The sequence below is a fragment of the Kineococcus esterisolvens genome (assembly GCF_050871405.1).
In the GTDB taxonomy this organism is placed as follows: Bacteria; Actinomycetota; Actinomycetes; order Actinomycetales; family Kineococcaceae; genus Kineococcus.
The window spans coordinates 1-18,044 of the sequence record NZ_JBJLRI010000021.1 but is presented as its reverse complement, the minus strand read 5'-3'; the positions used below and the strand labels follow the sequence as shown (position 1 = coordinate 18,044).

Here is an 18,044-nt window from a genome sequence, read left to right as displayed (position 1 = left end):
AATAATACCGGGATAGGTGTACCGATCGCGGTGCGGAGGTGGTGGCGGTGGTCGAGCTGAAGACCCCCGGGGAGATCGAGGCGATGCGCGCGGCCGGGAAGGTCGTCGCCGACGCGCTGGCCGCGGTGCGGGCCGCCGCCGCGCCCGGCGTGCGCCTGGACGAGCTGGACGCCGCGGCCCGCGAGGTGCTGGCCGCCGCCGGTGCCACCTCCCCGTTCCTCGGCTACCGGCCGCGGTTCGCGCCCACCCCGTTCCCCGGGGTGGTCTGCACCTCCGTCGACGACGCGGTCCTGCACGGCCTCCCCGGCCGGTACGCGCTGCGCGAGGGGGACCTGCTCAGCGTCGACTGCGGCGCGCTGCTGGACGGCTGGGCCGGTGACTCGGCCACCACCTTCAGCGTCGGCGCCACGCGTCCCGGCGACGCGGAACTGGTCGCCGCCACCCGTGAGGCCCTGGCGGCCGGGATCGCCGCCGCGGTCCCCGGCGCCAGGGTCGGCGACGTGTCCGCAGCGATCGGTGCCGTGGCGCGCGAGCACGGCTGCGGGGTGAACACCGACTTCGGCGGCCACGGCATCGGCCGCACCATGCACGAGGACCCCTCCGTGCCCAACGACGGCCGTCCCGGGCGGGGGCTGCCGCTGCGGCCCGGTCTCGTCCTGGCGGTCGAACCGTGGTTCTTCGCCGGCGGGCGCGGGGAGTACTCGATCGACGACGACGGCTGGACGTTGCGCAGCGCGCACGGCCTGCCCGGCGCCCACGAGGAGCACACGGTGGCGGTCACCGAGGACGGCCCGGTGGTCCTCACCCTGCCCTGAGGGCCGGCCCGGTCAGCCGGCCCGGCCCATCGCCGCGAGCGCCTGCGGCAGGGTCGGCACCCCCGCGGCGCGGAACACCTCCGCGCCGTCCCCGGTGCGCACCAGCACGGTCGGGGTGCTCGTGACTCCGGCGGCGCCCGCCCGGCCGGTGTCCGCGGCGACGTCGACCTCCTCCAGCCGGGCGGCGGGCACCAGCCGGACGGCTTCGGCGAACACGGCCCGCGCGGCGCGGCAGGGACCGCAGAACGCGGACGTGTACAGCTCGACGATCACGTGCGCGTCAACGCCGAGGGCGACCGGGGGCTTCCGGCGCCCCGTCAGCGCGTCCCGTCGGTGCGCCCCCGGCGTCCCCCCGCCGCCCGGTACGTCTCCCGCAGCGCCGTCACGGCCTCCCCGCCCAGGCGCTGCGCCACCGCGACGTGCAGGCAGTCGGTGAGGAACAGCGCGCTGGCCCGCCCGGCCGTCGCCCCGGCGCGGTGAGCGGTCTCGCGCCCGGCCGCCACCAGCACGTGGTCGGCCGTGCGGGCCAGCGGGCCGGTGGACGAGCCGGTGATCGCCAGCACGGTCGCACCGCGCTCGCGGGCCTGCCGGGCGGCGGTGAGCACCTCGCGGGTGCGCCCCGAGCTGCTGACGGCGAGGGCGACGTCGCCCGGGCGCAGCAGGGCGCTGCTGACCAGGGCGGCGTGCGGTTCGGTGCGCAGCCGGCTCAGCAGGCCGAGGCGGGCCGCGCCCAGGTCGGCGTGCCGGGCCACGAGCGCGGAGACGCCCACGCCGTAGCAGTCCACGACCCGGGCGGCGGCGACGGCGTCGGCGGCGGCGGCGAGCACCGCCACGTCCAGCGCGCCGGCGGTGGCGCTGACGGCCTCGCGCTCCAGCGCGGCGAGGGTGGCGACCACCGCGGCCAGGTCCCCGCCCTCGGCGAGGTCGCCGGTGAGCAGCGCGACGGGTTCCTCGGGCTCCGCGCCGCCGGCCGCGGCCAGCGCCAGCCGCAGCTGCGGGTAGCCGGCGAAACCCAGCGAGCGGGCCGTGCGCACCACGGTCGCCTCGCTGGTGCCGGCGCGGCCGGCCAGGTCGGTGACGGTGAGGTGCGCGGCGGCCGGGTCGTCCAGGAGCACGCGCAGCACCCGGGCCGTGGAGGCGGTCGCGCCGGGCGCTGCGGCGAGCAGGTGGGCGCGCAGGGTCCCGGGGTGCGGGGGCTGCGCGGGTACGGGCACGCCGGCCTCCGGTGTCGGTGGGCCCGTCGCCGGGCCCGGGGGAAACTCTGGCGACGACTTTCGTGCCCGTGTAGTTTCGTGTCAACTTCTTTCATCCCCCCGACCCCGTGGAGTCGCCGTGAGCACCCCGCCCCGCGGCCACCTGGTCCGCTCCGAGATCGCCGAGCAGCCCGCCGTCGCCGAGCGCGTCCTGAGCGCCGCAGGCGGGGAACTGGCGCGCGTGGCCGCCCGGCTGCGCGAGGCCGCGCCCCGCACCGTGCTGCTCACCGCCCGCGGCACCAGCGACCACGCCGCCCTCTACGCCAAGTACCTCGTCGAGGTCGGCCTCGGCCTGCCCGCCGGGCTCACCTCCACCTCCACCCTCACCGTCTACGGCGCCCGCCCCGACCTCACCGGCGTGCTCTGGATCGCCGTCAGCCAGTCCGGCGGATCTCCCGACCTCGTGGAGTCCACCGCCGCCGCCCGCCGCGCCGGCGCCCTCACCCTCGCCGTCACGAACGACCCCACCTCGGCGCTGGCCGCCGCCGCGGAACTGCACCTGGACGTGCACGCCGGCCCCGAGCTGGCCGTGGCCGCCACCAAGAGCTACACCGCCCAGCTGCTCACCCTCTGGCTGCTGATCACCACCTGGCGCGGCGGCGACACCGGCCCCGCCCGCACCGTGCCGGAGCTCCTGCAGCGGGCCGTCGAGGCGGACGACGTCGCCGGCGTCGCCACCCGCTACCGCTTCGTCGACCGCCTCGTCCTCACCGCCCGCGGCTACTCCTACCCGACCGCGCGCGAAGCCGCGCTGAAGCTCATGGAGACCTCCTACCTGTCGGCGCAGGCGTTCTCCGCCGCCGACCTCATGCACGGACCCCTCGCGATGGTCGACGCCGACCGGCCCGTGCTCGCCGTCGTGCCCGAAGGGCCCGGCGGCGAGGCGATGACCCCCGTCCTGCACGCCCTGCGCGACCGCGGCGCCGACGTGTGCGCCGTGGCACCCGACGGCCTGGCCCCCGACGCCACCGTGCGCCTGGCCGTGCCCGCCGGGGTGCGCGAGGACCTCGCACCGGTGGTGCAGATCGTGCCCCTGCAGCGCCTGGCGCTGGAGATGGCCGTGGCCCGCGGGCTGGACCCCGACGCGCCCCGCGGGCTGCGCAAGGTCACCGAGACCCGGTGAGCGCTCCGGCCGGCACGGTCCTGCTGCGCGACGGCGACGTCCGCACCGGCCGGCGCGCCCTGCCCGGCGGGTGGGTCCTGCTGCGCGGGGCGCGGGTCCTGGCCGCCGGCGCCGGCGAGCCGCCGGTCGCGCAGGGCGCCGAGGTCGTCGACGCGGCAGGGCACCTCGTCGTGCCGGGGTTCGTCGACCTGCACTGCCACGGCGGCGGCGGCGCGTCCTTCGGCGGGACCGGCGAGGCAGCCGTCGCCGCCGCCCGCACCGTCGCCGCCGCGCACCGCGCGCACGGCACCACCACCCTGCTGGCCAGCCTCGTCACCCGGCCCGTCGCCGAGCTCGCCGGCAGCCTCACCGCGCTGGCCGGCCTCGTCGCCGAGGGCGTGCTCGCCGGCGCCCACCTGGAGGGGCCCTGGCTCGACCCGGACCACCGCGGTGCCCACGAGGCGGCGCTGCTGCGGGCGCCCGCGGCCGCCGACGTGGACCGGCTGCTGGGCACCGGTCTCGTGCGCGTGGTCACCCTCGCCCCCGAGCTGCCCGGCGGCCTGGACGCCGTCCGGCGGGTCACCGGGCACGGCGCGGTCGCCGCGATCGGGCACACCGGCGCCGACGAGACGACCACCCGCGCCGCCGTGGACGCCGGCGCGCGCCTGGCCACCCACCTCTTCAACGCCATGCCGCCGGTGCACCACCGCCGCCCCGGCCCCGTGCTCGCGCTGCTGGCCGACGAGCGGGTCGTCGTGGAGCTCGTCGCCGACGGCGTCCACCTGCACCCGCTGACCCTCGCCCACGCCGCCCGCACCGCCGGGCCGGCGCGCACCGCGCTGGTCACCGACGCGATGGCCGCCGCCGGCGCCGGCGACGGCACCTACCGCCTCGGCGGCCTGGAGGCCGTCGTCGAGCGCGGCGTGGCGCGCCTGGCCGCCGGCGGCGCCATCGCCGGCAGCACCCTGACCCTGGACCGGGCCCTGCGCTTCGCCGTCACGGCCGCGGGCGTCCCGCTCGACGACGCGCTCGCCGCCGTCACCACCGTCCCCGCGGCGCTGCTGGGCCGGGCCGACCGCGGCCACCTGGAACCGGGCGCCACCGGGGGAGCGGTCGTCCTGGACGCGCACCTGCGCCCGGTGCGCGTCGTCGCCTGACCGCGGTCGGGCCACGCGCACCGGGCGCAGCGGAGGTGCCCGTCACAGACCGCCGACGGGCGGTTCCCCCGTGTCCGGCACCAGGACCGGGGTGTCCTCGCGCAGCGTCTCGCCGCGGAAGAACGCCCGCAGCCGCACCGCGCACAGCAGCATGAGGGGGACCCCCAGCGCGAGCATCCCCACGCCGATGACGAACACGCCGCCCACCGAGCCGAAGCGCGTGTAGCCGTACTCCGGGTCGAGCATGTCCACCGCGCTCTGCCCGAACGCCCACAACATCGCCAGGCCGCCCACCAGGGGGAACACCCCGCGCATCAGCGCGTCGCGCACCGAGCGGCCCAGGGTTCGGCGGAAGAACCACACGCACGAGAACGCGGTGATCCCGTAGTAGAACGCCACCGCCAGGCCCAGCGAGGCGATCGAGTCCTGCAGCGCGTTCTGGCTCACCACGCTCAGCACCAGGTAGAAACCCACCGCCGAGGCACCCATGACGAGCGTGCCGAACGACGGCGTCCGGTAGCGCGGGTGCACCCGCGCGAAGCGCTGCGGCAGCGCGCCGTACACCGCCATCGACAGCGTCCCGCGCGCGGTCGGCAGGATCGTGGTCTGCGTCGAGGCCGCCGCCGACACCGCCACCGTCAGCAGCAGCAGCGAGGACGCGACCGCCCCGCCCACCGGGTCGCCGAGGATGGTCAGCACGTCGTCGGCGTTGGCCTCGTTGCGCAGCCCGATGCCGGTGGCGCCGAAACCCGCGTACGCCTGCACCGCGACCGCCACGAGCACGTACGTCACCAGCAGGATCACCGTGGACAGCAGTGCCGCCCGCCCCGGCGTGGAGCCGGAGTCGCGCGTCTCCTCGGTGACCGCCAGGCAGGCGTCCCAGCCCCAGTAGATGAAGATGCACAGGATCACCGCCTCGGCCAGCGCCGACGCGCTCACCCCGAACGGGGAGAACCAGTCCCACTGCGGCACGACCGCCTGCGGACCGGCGTCCCCGGCGAGCACCAGGTACAGCGCCGCCACCGCCAGCAGGCCCAGCACCGCGAACTGCACGATCACCAGGACGTTCTGCAGCTGCTCGGAGATCTTGATGCCGCGGTAGCTCACCCACGTCATCCCCGCGATGAACAGCACGCCCAGGCCCACCCGGAGCACCGGCTGGTCCGCCAGGTCCTCGGCGCCCAGGAACCGCAGCGTGTACACCGCGGAGATCTCCGCGACGTTCGCCAGGACGATGATCGCCGAGACGGCCACGCCCCAGCCGCCCATCCAGCCCACCCACGGGCCCAGGGCCTTGGTGCCCCAGGTGAACGTGGTGCCGCAGTCGGGGGCGGCCCGGTTCAGCTCGCGGTAGGCGAACGCCACCAGCAGCATCGGCGCGAACGCCACCAGGAACATCGCCGGCGCCTTGTCGTGCACCGCCAGCACCACGTACCCCAGGGTGGCGGCCAGGCTGTACGCCGGGGCCGTGGCGCCCAGGCCGATCACCGTGTTCCCCCACAGCCCCAGGGCCGCGGGCCGCAGGCCCTTGCCGCCCTCTTCCAGGGTCAGGGCGCCGTCCGCACCCCGTCGCTCCGCCATGCCGCTCCTCGCTGCTCCGGGGCCGATCCAGCCGGCAAGCGTAACCGGCGCGGGACCCCGGCCCTGTTGTGCGCGCGTCCGCCGGGGCGCACGATCGGGGCACGGGTGCCGGGGGCACCCGGTCCCGGCCGCGAGGAGGCGGTGTCGTGAACACAGGCGTGAACCCGGGCGTGAACCCGGGCGTGACCGGTGCTGAACCCGGTGCAGGACCCGGTGCCCGGAGCGGCGGGGTCCCGCGGGGGCGCACCACGGTCGGCTGGTCCGGTTCGGGTGCCTCCCGGCGCGCGCTGCGCTGGGCGCTGCTGGAGGCGGCCGCCGCGGGCGGCGCCGTGCACGTCGTGGCGGTGGACCCCCCGCACGGCGAGCCCCCGCCGGGCGCCCCGCCCGGTCCGCCGGTGCGGCCGCTGCCGTCCGCGTCCCTGCAGGCCGTGCTGGCCGAGGAGGTGGAGCGGCTGCCCGGCCGCTGCCCACGGGTCACCACCTCCGTCGTGACCGGCGACGTCGCCACCGCCCTGCTCGTGGCCGCCTCCGGCGGCGGCTGGCTCGTCCTGGGCTGCGGCCGGCGCGTGGGTCCCCTCGGGCCTGGGACCGGGCACGTGCTGCGCGGGTGCGTGCCGCGCTCGCCCGTCCCGGTCGTCCTCGTCGGCCCGCAGGCCGTGCTGACCGCCCCGCGGCGCCTGCTCGTGGTGTCCGACGCCGCGTTCGCCGCGGCCTCCGACGCCGCGGTGGACTGGACCGCCCGCCGCGCGGAGGCCACCGGGTGCGGGGTGCGGCTGCTCACCGCGTGGAGCACGCCGCCGTCGCCGTCCCCGTCGTCCTCGTCGTCCCCGCCGTCGTCGCGCGAGCGGCGGGCCCCGGTCGCGCTGCAGCGGTACCGCTCCACCCGCGAGCGCCTGGTCGTCGCCTCCCGCCGCCCCGTGGTGGCCGACGTCGTGCAGGGCCGGGTGGGCGACGCCGTCGCCCGCGCCGTGCACGTCGGCGACCTCGTGGTGGCCGCCTCCGCCGACGCGGCGGTCCTGCCGGTGCGCACGCTGCGCGCCCCCGTCGCGCTGGTCCCGCCCGCCTCGCGCACCGTCGTGCTGCCCGACACCGCCGCGCGTCAGGAGGGTCTCGTCGCCGGGCGCAGCACCGCCGCCGGCACCCAGCCGTCCACCAGGACCGGCCTGCCCACCGGGTCGAGGAGGACGTAGGCCACCCGTCCCAGCCACCGCCCGTCCTCGCGCCGCCACCCCAGCAGCAGTCCCGGGCGCGTGCCGTCGCGCGGGGTGCGCACCCAGCAGTGCAGCACCGCGGCGCGCTCCTCCACGGGCGGCGGGGGGACGGGCTCACCGAACGGCGACGGCTCTCCGCGGGCGCGGGCCGCGCGGTAGCGCTCCTCGTCCACCCGGCCCCACCGACCGCCCGACACCCGACCAGGATGACATGCTGGTCGAACAAGTGTTCGCCTGAGCTCAGTGGCGCCGTAGGGCTGTGAGCTGGAGGTCTGCGTCACGGGCGGTGTCGTCGACGCATCACCCGGAGCGCGGGATGACCGTGAAGTCGTCCGGCGGGTAGCTACGACGGGGGCTGCGGTCGTGTCTCGAGCCGGGCATCGGCCGAGACGGCGTCGATGAGCGTGCGGGGTCCGGCCACGACGGTGCTGTCGGCGTCGAGGTCGGTCAGCACCAGCCAGGAGCGGTCAGCCGGCCACAGGGCGGTGGGGCCGTGACGCTCGAACCAGTGACGCTCTCGGTAGCGCCAGGTGCGTCCCAGCGTGCGCACCGCGGCCAGTGGGCCGGCCAGCAGCAGGCAGGTGCGCAGCAGGTGGACGCGGGGGGCGGTGGTGAGGACCTGCGTGGGGAAGGCCGGTTCCTGCGCAGGCTCCGCGTGGTGGGGGTCGCCGTGGAAGCCGACGCCGGTACCGCCGCGCACCCACGGCAGGTCCTCGTCGACGGCGAGAACGCAGGCGGCGTCGGGTCCGGACCAGCGCACCAGGTGGCTCAGCAGCGCGTTCCAGCCGGGCTCGCCGAGCTCGCCGAGTTCGGGTGCGCCGCCGGGCCAGTCGCTGCGGGCGCTGCGGCGGGTGTGCACGGTGCCCGAGACGTCGTTCCAGGTGCCGCTCGGGTGCAGGAGGTGGCCGGTGTGGGCGGCCACCTGCGTCCAGGTGACGGGGACGCCGTCGGCGTCGCTGGCCGGGTGCAGCAGCGAGGTGGTGGCCGCGAACGCGTCGATCGAGGCGCCGCGGGGGGTGAAGAGGTCCAGCGGCAGGGCATCGGTCAGCCAGGTGACGGTGGTGTCGGGTGGGGCCGGCTGCAGTTGCTGGAGGCTCACCGGGCCAGTGTGGAGCGGTCGCTGCTCCGCATCCCCGCAGCCGGACATCGACAAGTCCGTGAGGTCATCAGCGTTCTCGGATGCGCTCGGAAGGCGGGATGACCGTGAAGTCGGGTGTGACCAACCATCCCCCCACCTGCCAGTGCGCGAGCATCATGTGGAGATGGACAGCAGAGTCGCTGATGCCTCGCCGAGACGACCCGTCTCCCTCGTCGCGGTGCTGGGCGTGGCCCTGCTGCTCTTCGCCGTCGGGACGGGCGCGTGGGTGGTGTGGCAGCTCACCGCCGACGGGCGAGCCCCGGCGGCGTTCCGGGAGCGTCCCGCCTTGCCGCAGTGCGCGCCGATCACCGTCCCCCAGGGCCGGCCTGTCCCGGCGGCTCTGCAGGATTGCCTGCTCGGTGCGGGCGCGCAGCACGAGGGGGTGGAGGTCCAGGTGACGTCCCTGACCACGGAAGGGGATCCGATCAGGACGTACTACCGGGTGCTGCCCGGTGGCGGGGTGGAGGTCTTCACCGACGCCACCGCAGACTCCTTCGGCTCCGGGGAGTGGAGCCATGACCGGTGTCCTGATGTCGCGGCGTTGGAGAGCGGGGAGGGCTGCCAGCCTGGGTGATCGACGCCCACAACGCTGGATGACCGTGCGTTGTCGATCGATCGCCGGTGGGGACGGAACCGGTCTGCCAGCCTGCTGCGGTGGCGGCAGGAACAGCGGCAGAGGCGGTACGGGTGCGGCGCGCGGGGATCCACGCGCTGGTGAGCTGGACGGCAGCCGGCGCGACCAGTGGCGCGTTGGTCAAGGCCGCCGAGAGTGCAGGCATCTGGTGGCCCACTGCTGCCGGTGCGTGGTGGGTCGGTGTCCTGGCCGACCTGGGCAATGGCTTCGGGGTGTGGGTGCTGGCCCTGGTCCTGGCCGTGCGCTCCGCGTCCAGTGCGTTCTCGGCGGCGCTGCGGGCGACGGCCTTCTGCGCGGCGATGGTGGCGGGCTACTACGTGTGGACCTCGATGGTTCTGGGCTACCCGGTGGGCAGCTACCCGCTGCGCTGGTGGGTGGTGGCCTTCACCGCGGTACCGGTAGCAGCGGCGCTGCTGCACCGGGTGCGCGCTGGAGCGGGGGTGCTGGCGGTGTCGGTACCCGCTGTGCTGGCTGCCCGCCTGCTGGTCACCGGTGAAGTGCCACGGGCTGTGGCGGCCTGGGAGGGCTCGCTCTCGCTGGGGCTGGTCAGCTGGGTGAGGGTGACCGTGGACGTGCTGGCTGCGGTGCTGGTGACCGTGGGGCTGCCCACCGGGCGCAGCACCCGAGTGCTGGCGCCGGTCCTCGCGGTCGTGCTCGCGGTGCTGCTGTACCGGGTTCGCATCGTCGATCAGGTGTGGGGCCTGCTCGGCTGATCACCACCAGTCGATCTCCTGGACATCGCCAGATGAGTGAAGTCGGTCAGGTGCCGGAGGCCATGTAGGCGGCGAGGATGTAATTGGGGTGACGGTCCAAGGTGGTGCGGGCCCGGTCGTAGCGCATCGTCGTCCTTGGGTCGGCGTGACGAGCGGCGATCTGGACGTCCCGAAGGTCCACGCCGGCGTCGAGCATGGTGGTGACGTACGTGTGGCGCAGCATGTGCGGGTGCATGCGCGGCAGCCGGATGCGGGCGTCGGCTGCGAGGTGACGCAGTCTTCGGGTGGCGGAGTGGCGGTCCAGGCGCCCGCCGCGGGTGTTCAGCAGCAGCGGGCCGGCTACTCGGTCGCTGATGGCGCGGTCCACGGCTCGGCCCACCGCCGGCGCCAGCGGGACGAGGACGATCTTGTGGCCCTTGCCCACCACGCGCAGGACACGGTGGCCGTGCTCCTCGCCGAGGTCGGTGATGTCCAGGGCGCAGGCCTCGAAGATGCGCAGGCCCAGCAGCCCGAGCAGGCACACCAGGGCGAAGTCGCACGGGTTGACCGAGTCCCGGGAGGTGGCGAGCATCGCTTCGAGTTGCAGGTGGGACAGGCCCAGGGTTGGTGACTCGGGTGGCACGTTGGGGCGGCGGACGTAGTCAGCCGGTGAGTGCTCGAGGACGGCGTCGATGACGCAGGTGCGGTAGAAGCCGACGACCACTGACATGCGGCGAGAGACGGTGGAGGCGGCGAAGTGCTGGTTCTCTTGCATCCACCGCACGTACAGCTCGATGTGCGGGCGCCGGGCGGCCAGCGGGTTCAGGCCGCGCAGTTGGCACCAGGTGAGGTAGGCGCGCAGGTCGGACTCGGCGTGCCGCCGGGTCTCGCCGCGGTAACGGGCCAGGTAGGCGGCGATGGCCAGGCGTAGGGGGTCGGTGCGCCAGGTGCCGTCGCCGAGGGCGATGGGCAGCGAAGTGGGAGGAGGGTCGGAAGGCAGGGTCATGCTCGAGCGTGCCCTCGCGGCTGCGGCCTGCGCGAGACACCGGCTGTGGCGGTGCAGGCATCAGGTGCCCCGCTGGAGCAGCGACAAAGGCGATCCATGATGCTGACGCGAGGCCCGCCGCAACCGTCAGCCCTTCACGCCCGGGGACCCGTCGGTGGAGTCGTCGGCACGGTCGTCGGTGCGGGGGGCGTGGGGAGCGTGCACGTCTTCGTCGATGAGACGAAGGCGAACGGGCTACTGGTCGCCGCGGCCCGGGTGCAGCCGCGTCAGCTGGCTCCGACCCGCACTCTGCTGCGGGGTCTGCTGCTGGCGCGTCAGGAGCGGCTGCACTTCACCAAGGAAGGCAAGGCCCGCCAGGGGCAGATCGCGGCAGCGTTGTGCACCAGCGGGGTCGTGGTCGACCTTTACGACGCCCGCGCCGTGCCGGATCAGCGCCTGGCCCGCCGGCTCGTGCTGGAGCAGCTGGTGGCTGACCTGGCGGTGGTGGGGGCGCACCGGCTGGTGCTGGAGCAGGACGACTCCCTCATCGCCAGTGACCGGCGCACCCTGCGGGCCGCGGTGCGGGCGGCGGGGGTGGTGGATGAGCTGGTCTACGAGCACCTGCCGCCCCGTTCGGAGCCGCTGTTGTGGATCGCGGACGCGGTGGCGTGGTGCTGGACCCACGGCGGCCTGTGGCAGGACCGGGTCCGCCCGATCATCGGGGAGGTCCAGCAAGTGCGGTGAATGCCCGCGGGGTTGCAGGACCCAGGGCACGGGCCCAAGCAGGATCTGGACAGCGCGAAGCCCGGCTCACCCACCGTCCGGAAGGCTGCCGGGCCCACTTCGCACCCCTACAGGGATGCGCACCCGGTCAGTATCGGCGCCGACCGTGACGGACACAAGCCGCCTGTCTCACCCCACGTTGACAGAGAGGGGTGCATCTCACGGGAAGGTCCAGGAGATGCCATGACCGTGCGGGGCGCTTTCACCGCCTCACGACCGGGTGCCTGTCGCCGCGGCACGGCCCTGGCTGCGGGAGCTAACGCACCCACACCCACAGCAAGACGGCGATGATCAGCAGGGGGCCGAGGGTGCTGGCGACGATCATCCCGGTGCGCTGCGGTCCTGCCTGCGGGTCGTGCTCGCGCTGGAAGGGGGCGAACTGGTTGCCGCTGGTGAAGGGCATCGGGTCCGGACCTCGCTGGCGCTGCACGTCGGGGTCGTCGGGCTCAGCCATCGCGGTTCCTCCTCGATCGGGTCGAGCCAGCCTGGCACACGCCCCGAGCCGGAGCGCGCAGCCGGATCGTGCGGTGGAGGTGGTGGCGTCGCCGCGGGCGTGTACCCGGCACCGCAGAGAGGACGTCTGGCTCTCGACACGAGCGGGCGCCGACGCTTGTTCATGATCGAGCCCGGCCAGCGGGATGACCGTGAAGTTCTTCGGGGCGTGAGCGGACCAAGCGTCGCGCTCCGCGGCCTGTCCGGATGCGTCGGCTGCGACGGTGATCACTTGTCGAGGTCGTCGGGTTCAAGGGCCGGTTCGCGCCAATTCCAGGCGAGGGCGGCGGCGGGAAGCATGGTGGCGGTGAGGAGCGAGGCGAAGATCAACGCCATCCAGCCCACGCTCTCGAAGAGCTGGACGCCTGCTTCCTGCGCCAGGAAGCTGTTGAGGACCGTCAGGACCGTCAGCGCGCCCAGCAGTAGCAGGGTGAGGCGGAAGCCGCGGCGGTAGGCGTGGTCGCGGTCGCTGATTTCGCGTTCGTCGAGGAGGCTTTCGGGAGCGTTGTCCAGCATTCGGGTCGCGCGGCGTAGCGCCACGATGGCGTAGCTGGCTAGGAGTGAGGTGGCTGCTGAGAGCACCGCGGTGTTGAAGCCGCCTCCGGCGGTGGCGGCCAGGACACCGAGGGCGAAGGTGGCCATCGGGAGCAGGGCGAGGGCGCGGCGGGCGGTGCGGGTGGCCAGCCACGCCGGCAGCGGCTGCTGACGTTGTTCCTGGAGTCGGGCTTGGGTCGCGGCGCGCAGGTGCGCACGGCGTTCGGTGCTGGCGGGGTTCACGTGCTGGCTCCTGCCTGTGCGGGCACCGTCGTCGGCGCCGCGGGGTACGCCGTCGTGGGTGCCGTCGGGGGCGTGGGTGAGGGCGTGGGGTTGGCGTACAGCTGCGCCGACATGGGTGGGAAGGGGGCCAGGGAGAAGATCGCTTCGACGGGCAGGTCGAAGTGGGCGGCTAGGCGCAGGGCGAGTTCCAGGGAGGGGCCGTAGTCGCCGCGTTCGAGGAAGCCGATGGTCTGGACGTTGACGCCGACCGCTTCGGCCAGTTGGCGGCGGGTGGTGCCGCGTTCGGCGCGCAGCACTGCGAGGCGGTTGTGCAGCTGCCTGGCGCCTGCTGGCTCCTTTGCCTTGTTGGTCACGCTTCCAGCGTTGCGTCGACGCAACATGGAGCGCAAGGTGAACAACAGGAGCGAGCGGTGGGAGTGGTGGTCGGCGGGCGACGAGCAGTCGTCGCGGACGTGCTCATGAACTCTTCGGCACGAGACCGTGCAATGTCTGCGGGATGAGCGTGATGTGGGTGGTGGCTGGAGGGCGTTGAGGCTGCTCTTGCTGCCGGAGTTGCTCAGCGCACCAGGTCCAGGTCCTCGCAGGCTCCGCCCAGCACGTCAGTGGTGTCCGCGTCGATGACCACGCACGCCGCGCTTTCGCCGCGCACCCGCACGGTGACCAGCCGCACCGCCTGCCCGGTGGACCGGGAGATCGCCAGGTCTTCGGCCGGGGTGGACCTGAAGTGGGGTTGTGAGTGGCTCAACCCTGCTGATGCCTCCTCGGCGATGACCTCCCACGCCAGCACGGTGCGCAGGTCACCGCCGGCGGCGGTGCCTTCGACGGCCTGCACCACGCGCCCGGCTAGGCCAGCGGCACCACCGGCGGCGGTCACCTGCTCGGTGGCGTCTACCGCGAACAGGTCGTACGGCGCGGCGGGGCGGAAGGTCAGCCACGCCAGCGCGGCGGTGGCCGCCACCCCCACCAGTGCCACCGCGACGGCGGCGCGGGGCGGCACCAGCAGCGCCAGCGCGGCCGTGCCCGCCCCCACCAGGGCGCCGCACAGCAGGAAGAGCGGCACCAAGAGGATCAGCAGCGAGCCGACGTCGTCGCTGTAGAAGACCCTGTCGAGGATCACCGCCGCTACCAGGCCCAGCCCGGCACCGGCCAGCGCGTGCCGGCCCAGCAGCCTCGCCCCGCGCGCGGCGCCGCTGAGAAGGCGCGAGAGCAGCACCCCGACGTACGTGCACGCCACCACGACCAGCGCCCACCAACCGCTGTCGCGGTCGGTGCCGTCCTGGCCGGTGGCCAGCGCACCGAACGCCAGGGCCAGCAGCGCCACCACCCCTGCACCGGCCAGGCGCCGCCACCAGCGCAGCGCCCCGGTGCCGAAGGCGTCGGTGCGCACCCGCGAGGTCACCTCTTGTGCTGGTTCCCCGTTCAGCCCGGTCGTGCTCATGGCACCAGCATCGTGCTGCGGCCGACTGGAGGGCACGGCCGAGCGGGCGTGGGGAGCTGTTCCGTGCGCCACAGTCCGCGGGAGCTGAACGGCTCAGCAGGGCGCCCGGCAGCACCCAGTGGGGTTGGGTCCGCGGTGGTGCACGCCACGTCAGCGGGATGACCGCGAGATCGACGGCGGATCGGGGGGCTTCAGTGGGTCGGCCGTCGTCGCAGCTGCAGCGGTTGGTGGTTCAACGGGCCGTTGCGGGCCTCGACGATGGCTTCCTCGTCCTGCTGCACCTGCACCTGCAGGGTGCCGGTGCCCAGGGGCGCTCCAGTGCCGCGGTAGCGCCAGAACGCTTCGAGCGTGTGCTGACCTGGCTCGAGGGTGAAGACGCTGGTGCGACCCCACGCCAGGGTGTGCTCGGTGCCGTCCAAGCGCAGGTACGGCCTGGCGGCGGCTCTGAGCAGCAGGGCGTTCATCCAGTGAGGTCGAGCCAGAAAGCTCAAGCGTGCCCCGCGCTGGCTGGTGCCTCGGGCGGTGTCGCTCATGACCTCACTCTTGCACCGGTCACGGCGGCGGCCGCTGCTCGCTCTTCGACAAGAGCGCGAGTCGCCGGCGCCCATGATCGCGCGCTGAGCGCGGGATGACCGTGCGATTGCTGGCTACCCAGCAAAGCCCGCCCCAGGTCCGGAGGCAGAGCCTTGCTGGCAGGCGTTGGCCTGTCCTACGAACCCTGGCTCTCCAGGTCGTCCGGTGAAGGCACGGAGATGTCCCCGCCGGCGTCGGGCACGATGCGCCCATCGGCGGTGACGGCCTCCAGGCGCACGGTCTCCACCCCCGCCGGCAGCGCAAACGCCGCCACCCGCGGCACCGCATCCTCCGGGGCCAGGCCCTTGGTCGCCACCGTCAGCTCCGTCGTCAACCGACCAGCACCGCTGTCGTCGCCCCTGTTGCCGCCGCTGCCGTTGATGCTGACGCGGACGGCGGTCACGTCAGGAGCGACCAGCACCGACCACGCGGTCGCAGCACCCGGCTCGCCGCCGTCGCTGAGGAAGGACAACTGACTCGTGATCTTCGCGGGGTCGCCCAGCCAGGCGGCGGTGTCCCCTGCGCAGACACCGCGGTCGGTGCTGACCGGTTCGCCGTAGAGGACCGCGCCGTAGCTGATCTCCTTGCCCGGCCAGTTGGAGGCGTCGGAGATGGTGCTGGTACCCCACAACGGCGCGGTCCCGCCGCAGGCGTCGGGTTGGGTGAAGGGCTGCACCCACCACCGGTGACCGTCGATGCTGCCGCTGAAGACGGCGGTCTCGGGGTGCGGGGGGAGGAAGCCGTAGCCGGCGGCGGCCAGTCCGAGGGTGGCTGCGAGGCCGGCGCCGGCCAGCAGCGCCGTGCGGCGTCGGGTGGCCCGCGGGCGGCTGGGGGCAATGGTGTCGGGTGCGGTGGTGTCCGCGGTGGTGACGCCGGCGGCGATGTGGTGAAGGTCGCGGCGCAGACGCGGGCCGAGGTCGGCTTCGAGCTGGGCCAGCTCGGCGTCCAGACCACCCGTGTCGTCGGAGGCGCCGGGAACGGATCGGGTGGAGGTCATGGCAGGTCCTCTCGCGGAGTGGTGCGCAGGGTCTTGTGCAGGGTCTTCAAGGCGCGGTGCAGGTCGGATCGGACGGTCGCGGCGGGCCGGCCCAGCAGGTCCGCGATCTGGGTCAGGGGCAAGTCTTCGTAGAAGCGCAGGACAACCACGGCACGCTGAGCCGGGGGGAGCTGGGTGAGCTGGGCCCAGGTCTCGTCGGTCTCGGGTGGGTGCACGACCGGCTCGGCCTCGGCCGGTGGGGTGAGGCGGCGGGCGCGGTAGCGGCGGCGGTGATGGTCGTGGCAGGCGTTGACGACGGCGCGGCGCAGGTAGGCGCCGGGGTCGTCGATGCGGTCCCAGCGGGGGTGGGCGCTGGCGAAGACGGCGTGCACGACGTCTTCGGCGTCGTGGCGTGAGCCGGTCATCAAGACGGCCAGGCGCAGCAGCGGCTGGTGGTGTTGGCGGTAGGCCGCTTCCAGCGTGAGGTGCTGGAGGCTGGGGAGGTCGCTCACACCTGCCTCGTCGTCTCAGTAGCCACGGACGTTGCACCGCTCGAACGTCCTGGGCGTCCGTGGCGTCATCGTCGCGGACCTGGTCCCCGGTGGGGGTGCGATTGGTCGACTCGGGGCACTGACAGGTCTAGTGGACCGCGCTCAACGCGGGATCAGCGGACGTGTTGTCGGGGTCGTGCGCCATGCTCACGAGCCAGCCGTTCATGGACGAAGGAGCTGCATGGTGCCGCTAACGGATGACGACTTCTGGGCCCTCATCGCACTGGTGGATGCCGAGGCCGACGATGGCACTGCCGTCGGCGTGGAAGCGGCCTCGCGCGAGCTGAGCGAAGCGCTCAGGCGCAGGAGCCCTGAAGAGGTCGAGGCGTTCATGTGGGGGCTGACCCGCCGCGCGGGTCAGCTGTTGCGCCGGGTCGACGCGGTGCTGCCCGCGCACCTGGCCATCGGCGGTGATGCGGGGCGGATTCAGGCGCTGTCGGTGGTCGTCAGCGGCGAGCAGCTCCACGCCGCGGCGCTGGCCGACCCCACGGTGGTGCTCTCTGCCTACGTACCCGTCGCCGAAGCCGTGCCCTATGTCTGCGCGCGGGTGCACGAGGAGTTGACGGGGGTCGCCCTGGACGTGCCCGAGGGCGATGAGGACCCGGCGCAGCGCCCCTCGCTGCTCGACGCGGAAGACGAGTGGATCGCGGTGCGCCCCTGCCACGTGCAGGTGCCGGCCCCGCTGGGGTACTGGCCGCTGGCCGAGCGCCTAACCGCAGCGCTGCGTGAAGACGCGGCCTGGCGGCGCTGGTGGGTGGGCACGGGCGCGCCGCCGGTGCTGGTGTACGTCAACTTCGACACTGCCGAGAGCCTGCAGCGGTGGACGCCCGCGACGGTCGAGGGGGAGGTGCGCCTGGGGCAGGTGCGGGTGCGGCGCTACCGAGATCGGATCGAGGCCAGCACCTACTCGCCCAGCGTCGGCTCCGAGGGTTCGCAGGCTGAGGTGGAGCAGTGGGTGCGCCGTGACCTGTGCACCGTCTTCGATGCCCTGGCGGTCCACCTGGACGCTGGCGCAGCACTCTCCCTGCCCTGACGCGCCGGAATCTGCGACAGGTGTGTCGAACGCTCGCTCTTCGACAGATCCGGAAGGTCGGCGACGTCCTGGCCAGCGCCATGTCCGTGCGTCTTCACCGCAGGTGCCGGTTGATCACCTCCGCTAGTTCCGTGGCGTCGAGGTCGCCGGCGGCCACGGCGAGGACCATCTGCTCGGCGTCGTCGACGTCCATGACCAGGTCGGTGCCGTTGAGCAGGCAGAAGACGCGGGCGGCGGACCAGGCCAGGCGCTTGTTGCCGTCGACCAGCGGGTGGTTGCGGGCCAGGGAGTGCATCAGCGCGGCGGCCTTCTCGGCCAGGCCGGGGTAGGCCTCGCGGCCGAAGACGGTGGTGCGGGGGCGCGCGGCGGCCGAAGCCAGCAGTCCCAGATCGCGGACCTGGACGTCCTCGACGACGCCGGCGGCGATCTCCAGCAGGTCCTCGGTGGTCAGGTGGTCGATCGGGGGGTGCGGCTCGGTCACCGGGCGAGGCGGGCCAGGAGTTCGGCGTCCTCGGTGCGCACCCGGTCGATGGCCGCGCGCAGGCGTGCAGGGCGGTCGGAGACGTACTCACCAATGGCGGTGCGAGCCACCTCCTGCATGGAGCGGCCCTCCTGCTCGGCGCGTCGGCGCAAGGCCTCGGTCTCCTCGTCGGTCAGTCGCAGGTTCATGGCCACCCGTGGATGGTACCGCCGTGGTACCGAGTAGGCCAGGCGCTTGGTCATCGGCTACTTGTTGACTTCCCTCACGGCGACGGCCCGGCCAGGCTGGAGCCGAGGTGCCCGGCGTGACGCTCTCTTATCGGCTGCCCACCCGAGGTGGGGTGTGGCTCTCTCATGGCGTGCGGAGCGTCGG

The 18,044-nt window shown here is 74.2% G+C and carries 23 protein-coding genes; 8 read left to right on the top strand and 15 right to left on the bottom strand.

Going from position 1 to position 18,044, the window contains the following annotated elements:
* Positions 1-47: 47 nt before the first annotated feature.
* Positions 48-815: a type I methionyl aminopeptidase gene (map, locus tag ACRYR8_RS09145; protein ID WP_432484127.1), complete on the top strand. Its 768-nt coding sequence runs from the start codon at positions 48-50 to the stop codon at positions 813-815.
* Positions 816-827: 12 nt separating this feature from the next.
* Here the strand turns inward: map and ACRYR8_RS09140 are convergent, their stop codons facing one another.
* Together ACRYR8_RS09140 and ACRYR8_RS09135 are read right to left on the bottom strand one after the other, a co-directional pair.
* Entirely contained in the window at positions 828-1,088 is a 261-nt protein-coding gene (locus ACRYR8_RS09140; RefSeq protein ID WP_432484125.1) for a thioredoxin domain-containing protein, read from the bottom strand.
* A 44-nt stretch (positions 1,089-1,132) separates the two neighbouring features.
* Positions 1,133-2,029 carry a MurR/RpiR family transcriptional regulator gene (locus ACRYR8_RS09135; protein WP_432484123.1) on the bottom strand — a complete coding sequence of 299 codons (897 nt, stop codon included), beginning with the start codon at positions 2,027-2,029 and terminating at the stop codon, positions 1,133-1,135.
* A gap of 118 nt (positions 2,030-2,147) precedes the next feature.
* On the opposite strand from ACRYR8_RS09135, the gene ACRYR8_RS09130 reads away from it, so the two are divergent.
* On the top strand, positions 2,148-3,191 hold the full coding sequence (locus tag ACRYR8_RS09130) for an SIS domain-containing protein (protein WP_432484121.1): 1,044 nt from the start codon (positions 2,148-2,150) through the stop codon (positions 3,189-3,191).
* On the top strand, positions 3,188-4,327 hold the full coding sequence (locus ACRYR8_RS09125; RefSeq protein WP_432484119.1) for an N-acetylglucosamine-6-phosphate deacetylase: 1,140 nt from the start codon (positions 3,188-3,190) through the stop codon (positions 4,325-4,327). Before ACRYR8_RS09130 ends, ACRYR8_RS09125 begins: the two co-directional genes overlap by 4 nt.
* 42 nt (positions 4,328-4,369) lie before the next feature.
* Here ACRYR8_RS09125 and ACRYR8_RS09120 read toward each other — a convergent pair whose 3' ends face one another.
* Positions 4,370-5,908: an APC family permease gene (locus tag ACRYR8_RS09120; RefSeq protein ID WP_432484117.1), complete on the bottom strand. Its 1,539-nt coding sequence runs from the start codon at positions 5,906-5,908 to the stop codon at positions 4,370-4,372.
* 146 nt (positions 5,909-6,054) lie between these two features.
* Between ACRYR8_RS09120 and ACRYR8_RS09115 the strand changes: the two genes are divergently transcribed.
* Entirely contained in the window at positions 6,055-7,098 is a 1,044-nt protein-coding gene (locus ACRYR8_RS09115) for a universal stress protein (protein WP_432484115.1), read from the top strand.
* On the opposite strand, the gene ACRYR8_RS09110 is transcribed toward ACRYR8_RS09115, so the two are convergent.
* Positions 7,008-7,316 carry a hypothetical protein gene (locus ACRYR8_RS09110; protein WP_432484113.1) on the bottom strand — a complete coding sequence of 103 codons (309 nt, stop codon included), beginning with the start codon at positions 7,314-7,316 and terminating at the stop codon, positions 7,008-7,010. The two genes, ACRYR8_RS09115 and ACRYR8_RS09110, sit on opposite strands and share 91 nt — an antisense overlap.
* A gap of 146 nt (positions 7,317-7,462) precedes the next feature.
* Positions 7,463-8,218 (bottom strand): hypothetical protein, encoded by a 756-nt coding sequence (locus tag ACRYR8_RS09105; protein WP_432484111.1) that lies wholly within the window; start codon positions 8,216-8,218, stop codon positions 7,463-7,465.
* A gap of 163 nt (positions 8,219-8,381) precedes the next feature.
* Between ACRYR8_RS09105 and ACRYR8_RS09100 the strand changes: the two genes are divergently transcribed.
* Together ACRYR8_RS09100 and ACRYR8_RS09095 are read left to right on the top strand one after the other, a co-directional pair.
* Positions 8,382-8,831 carry a hypothetical protein gene (locus ACRYR8_RS09100; RefSeq protein WP_432484109.1) on the top strand — a complete coding sequence of 150 codons (450 nt, stop codon included), beginning with the start codon at positions 8,382-8,384 and terminating at the stop codon, positions 8,829-8,831.
* Positions 8,832-8,911: 80 nt separating this feature from the next.
* Positions 8,912-9,604: a hypothetical protein gene (locus ACRYR8_RS09095; protein WP_432484107.1), complete on the top strand. Its 693-nt coding sequence runs from the start codon at positions 8,912-8,914 to the stop codon at positions 9,602-9,604.
* Positions 9,605-9,650: 46 nt separating this feature from the next.
* On the opposite strand, the gene ACRYR8_RS09090 is transcribed toward ACRYR8_RS09095, so the two are convergent.
* Positions 9,651-10,589: a tyrosine-type recombinase/integrase gene (locus tag ACRYR8_RS09090; RefSeq protein ID WP_432484105.1), complete on the bottom strand. Its 939-nt coding sequence runs from the start codon at positions 10,587-10,589 to the stop codon at positions 9,651-9,653.
* A 189-nt stretch (positions 10,590-10,778) separates the two neighbouring features.
* On the opposite strand from ACRYR8_RS09090, the gene ACRYR8_RS09085 reads away from it, so the two are divergent.
* Entirely contained in the window at positions 10,779-11,312 is a 534-nt protein-coding gene (locus ACRYR8_RS09085) for a hypothetical protein (protein ID WP_432484103.1), read from the top strand.
* A gap of 295 nt (positions 11,313-11,607) precedes the next feature.
* Here the strand turns inward: ACRYR8_RS09085 and ACRYR8_RS09080 are convergent, their stop codons facing one another.
* The 7 genes from ACRYR8_RS09080 to ACRYR8_RS09050 all read right to left on the bottom strand — a co-directional run bounded on the left by ACRYR8_RS09080 (position 11,608) and on the right by ACRYR8_RS09050 (position 16,119).
* Positions 11,608-11,805 carry a hypothetical protein gene (locus tag ACRYR8_RS09080; protein WP_432484101.1) on the bottom strand — a complete coding sequence of 66 codons (198 nt, stop codon included), beginning with the start codon at positions 11,803-11,805 and terminating at the stop codon, positions 11,608-11,610.
* A 266-nt stretch (positions 11,806-12,071) separates the two neighbouring features.
* Positions 12,072-12,620, bottom strand: coding sequence for a hypothetical protein (locus tag ACRYR8_RS09075; RefSeq protein WP_432484099.1), 549 nt, complete (start codon positions 12,618-12,620; stop codon positions 12,072-12,074).
* Positions 12,617-13,000, bottom strand: a complete 384-nt coding sequence (locus ACRYR8_RS09070) for a helix-turn-helix transcriptional regulator (RefSeq protein ID WP_432484097.1) — start codon at positions 12,998-13,000, stop codon at positions 12,617-12,619. Before ACRYR8_RS09070 ends, ACRYR8_RS09075 begins: the two co-directional genes overlap by 4 nt.
* A 176-nt stretch (positions 13,001-13,176) precedes the next feature.
* The gene (locus ACRYR8_RS09065) at positions 13,177-14,058 is read right to left on the bottom strand and encodes a hypothetical protein (RefSeq protein WP_432484095.1); all 882 of its coding nucleotides are present in this window, start codon (positions 14,056-14,058) and stop codon (positions 13,177-13,179) included.
* Between the two features lie 191 nt (positions 14,059-14,249).
* Complete coding sequence (locus tag ACRYR8_RS09060) at positions 14,250-14,522, bottom strand: hypothetical protein (protein WP_432484093.1); 273 nt, start codon at positions 14,520-14,522, stop codon at positions 14,250-14,252.
* A 245-nt stretch (positions 14,523-14,767) separates the two neighbouring features.
* Entirely contained in the window at positions 14,768-15,628 is an 861-nt protein-coding gene (locus tag ACRYR8_RS09055; RefSeq protein ID WP_432484091.1) for a hypothetical protein, read from the bottom strand.
* Complete coding sequence (locus tag ACRYR8_RS09050; RefSeq protein WP_432484089.1) at positions 15,625-16,119, bottom strand: RNA polymerase sigma factor; 495 nt, start codon at positions 16,117-16,119, stop codon at positions 15,625-15,627. The genes ACRYR8_RS09055 and ACRYR8_RS09050 overlap by 4 nt, the downstream gene beginning before the upstream one ends.
* Positions 16,120-16,339: 220 nt before the next feature.
* Here ACRYR8_RS09050 and ACRYR8_RS09045 point away from each other — a divergent pair, with 220 nt between their 5' ends.
* A complete protein-coding gene (locus ACRYR8_RS09045) occupies positions 16,340-17,191 on the top strand; it encodes a DUF4240 domain-containing protein (RefSeq protein ID WP_432484087.1) in 852 nt (283 codons plus the stop codon).
* Positions 17,192-17,285: 94 nt separating this feature from the next.
* On the opposite strand, the gene ACRYR8_RS09040 is transcribed toward ACRYR8_RS09045, so the two are convergent.
* A complete protein-coding gene (locus ACRYR8_RS09040; protein ID WP_432484085.1) occupies positions 17,286-17,672 on the bottom strand; it encodes a type II toxin-antitoxin system death-on-curing family toxin in 387 nt (128 codons plus the stop codon).
* Positions 17,669-17,860 carry a DNA-binding protein gene (locus ACRYR8_RS09035; RefSeq protein ID WP_432484191.1) on the bottom strand — a complete coding sequence of 64 codons (192 nt, stop codon included), beginning with the start codon at positions 17,858-17,860 and terminating at the stop codon, positions 17,669-17,671. The genes ACRYR8_RS09040 and ACRYR8_RS09035 overlap by 4 nt, the downstream gene beginning before the upstream one ends.
* Positions 17,861-18,044 lie beyond the last annotated feature (184 nt).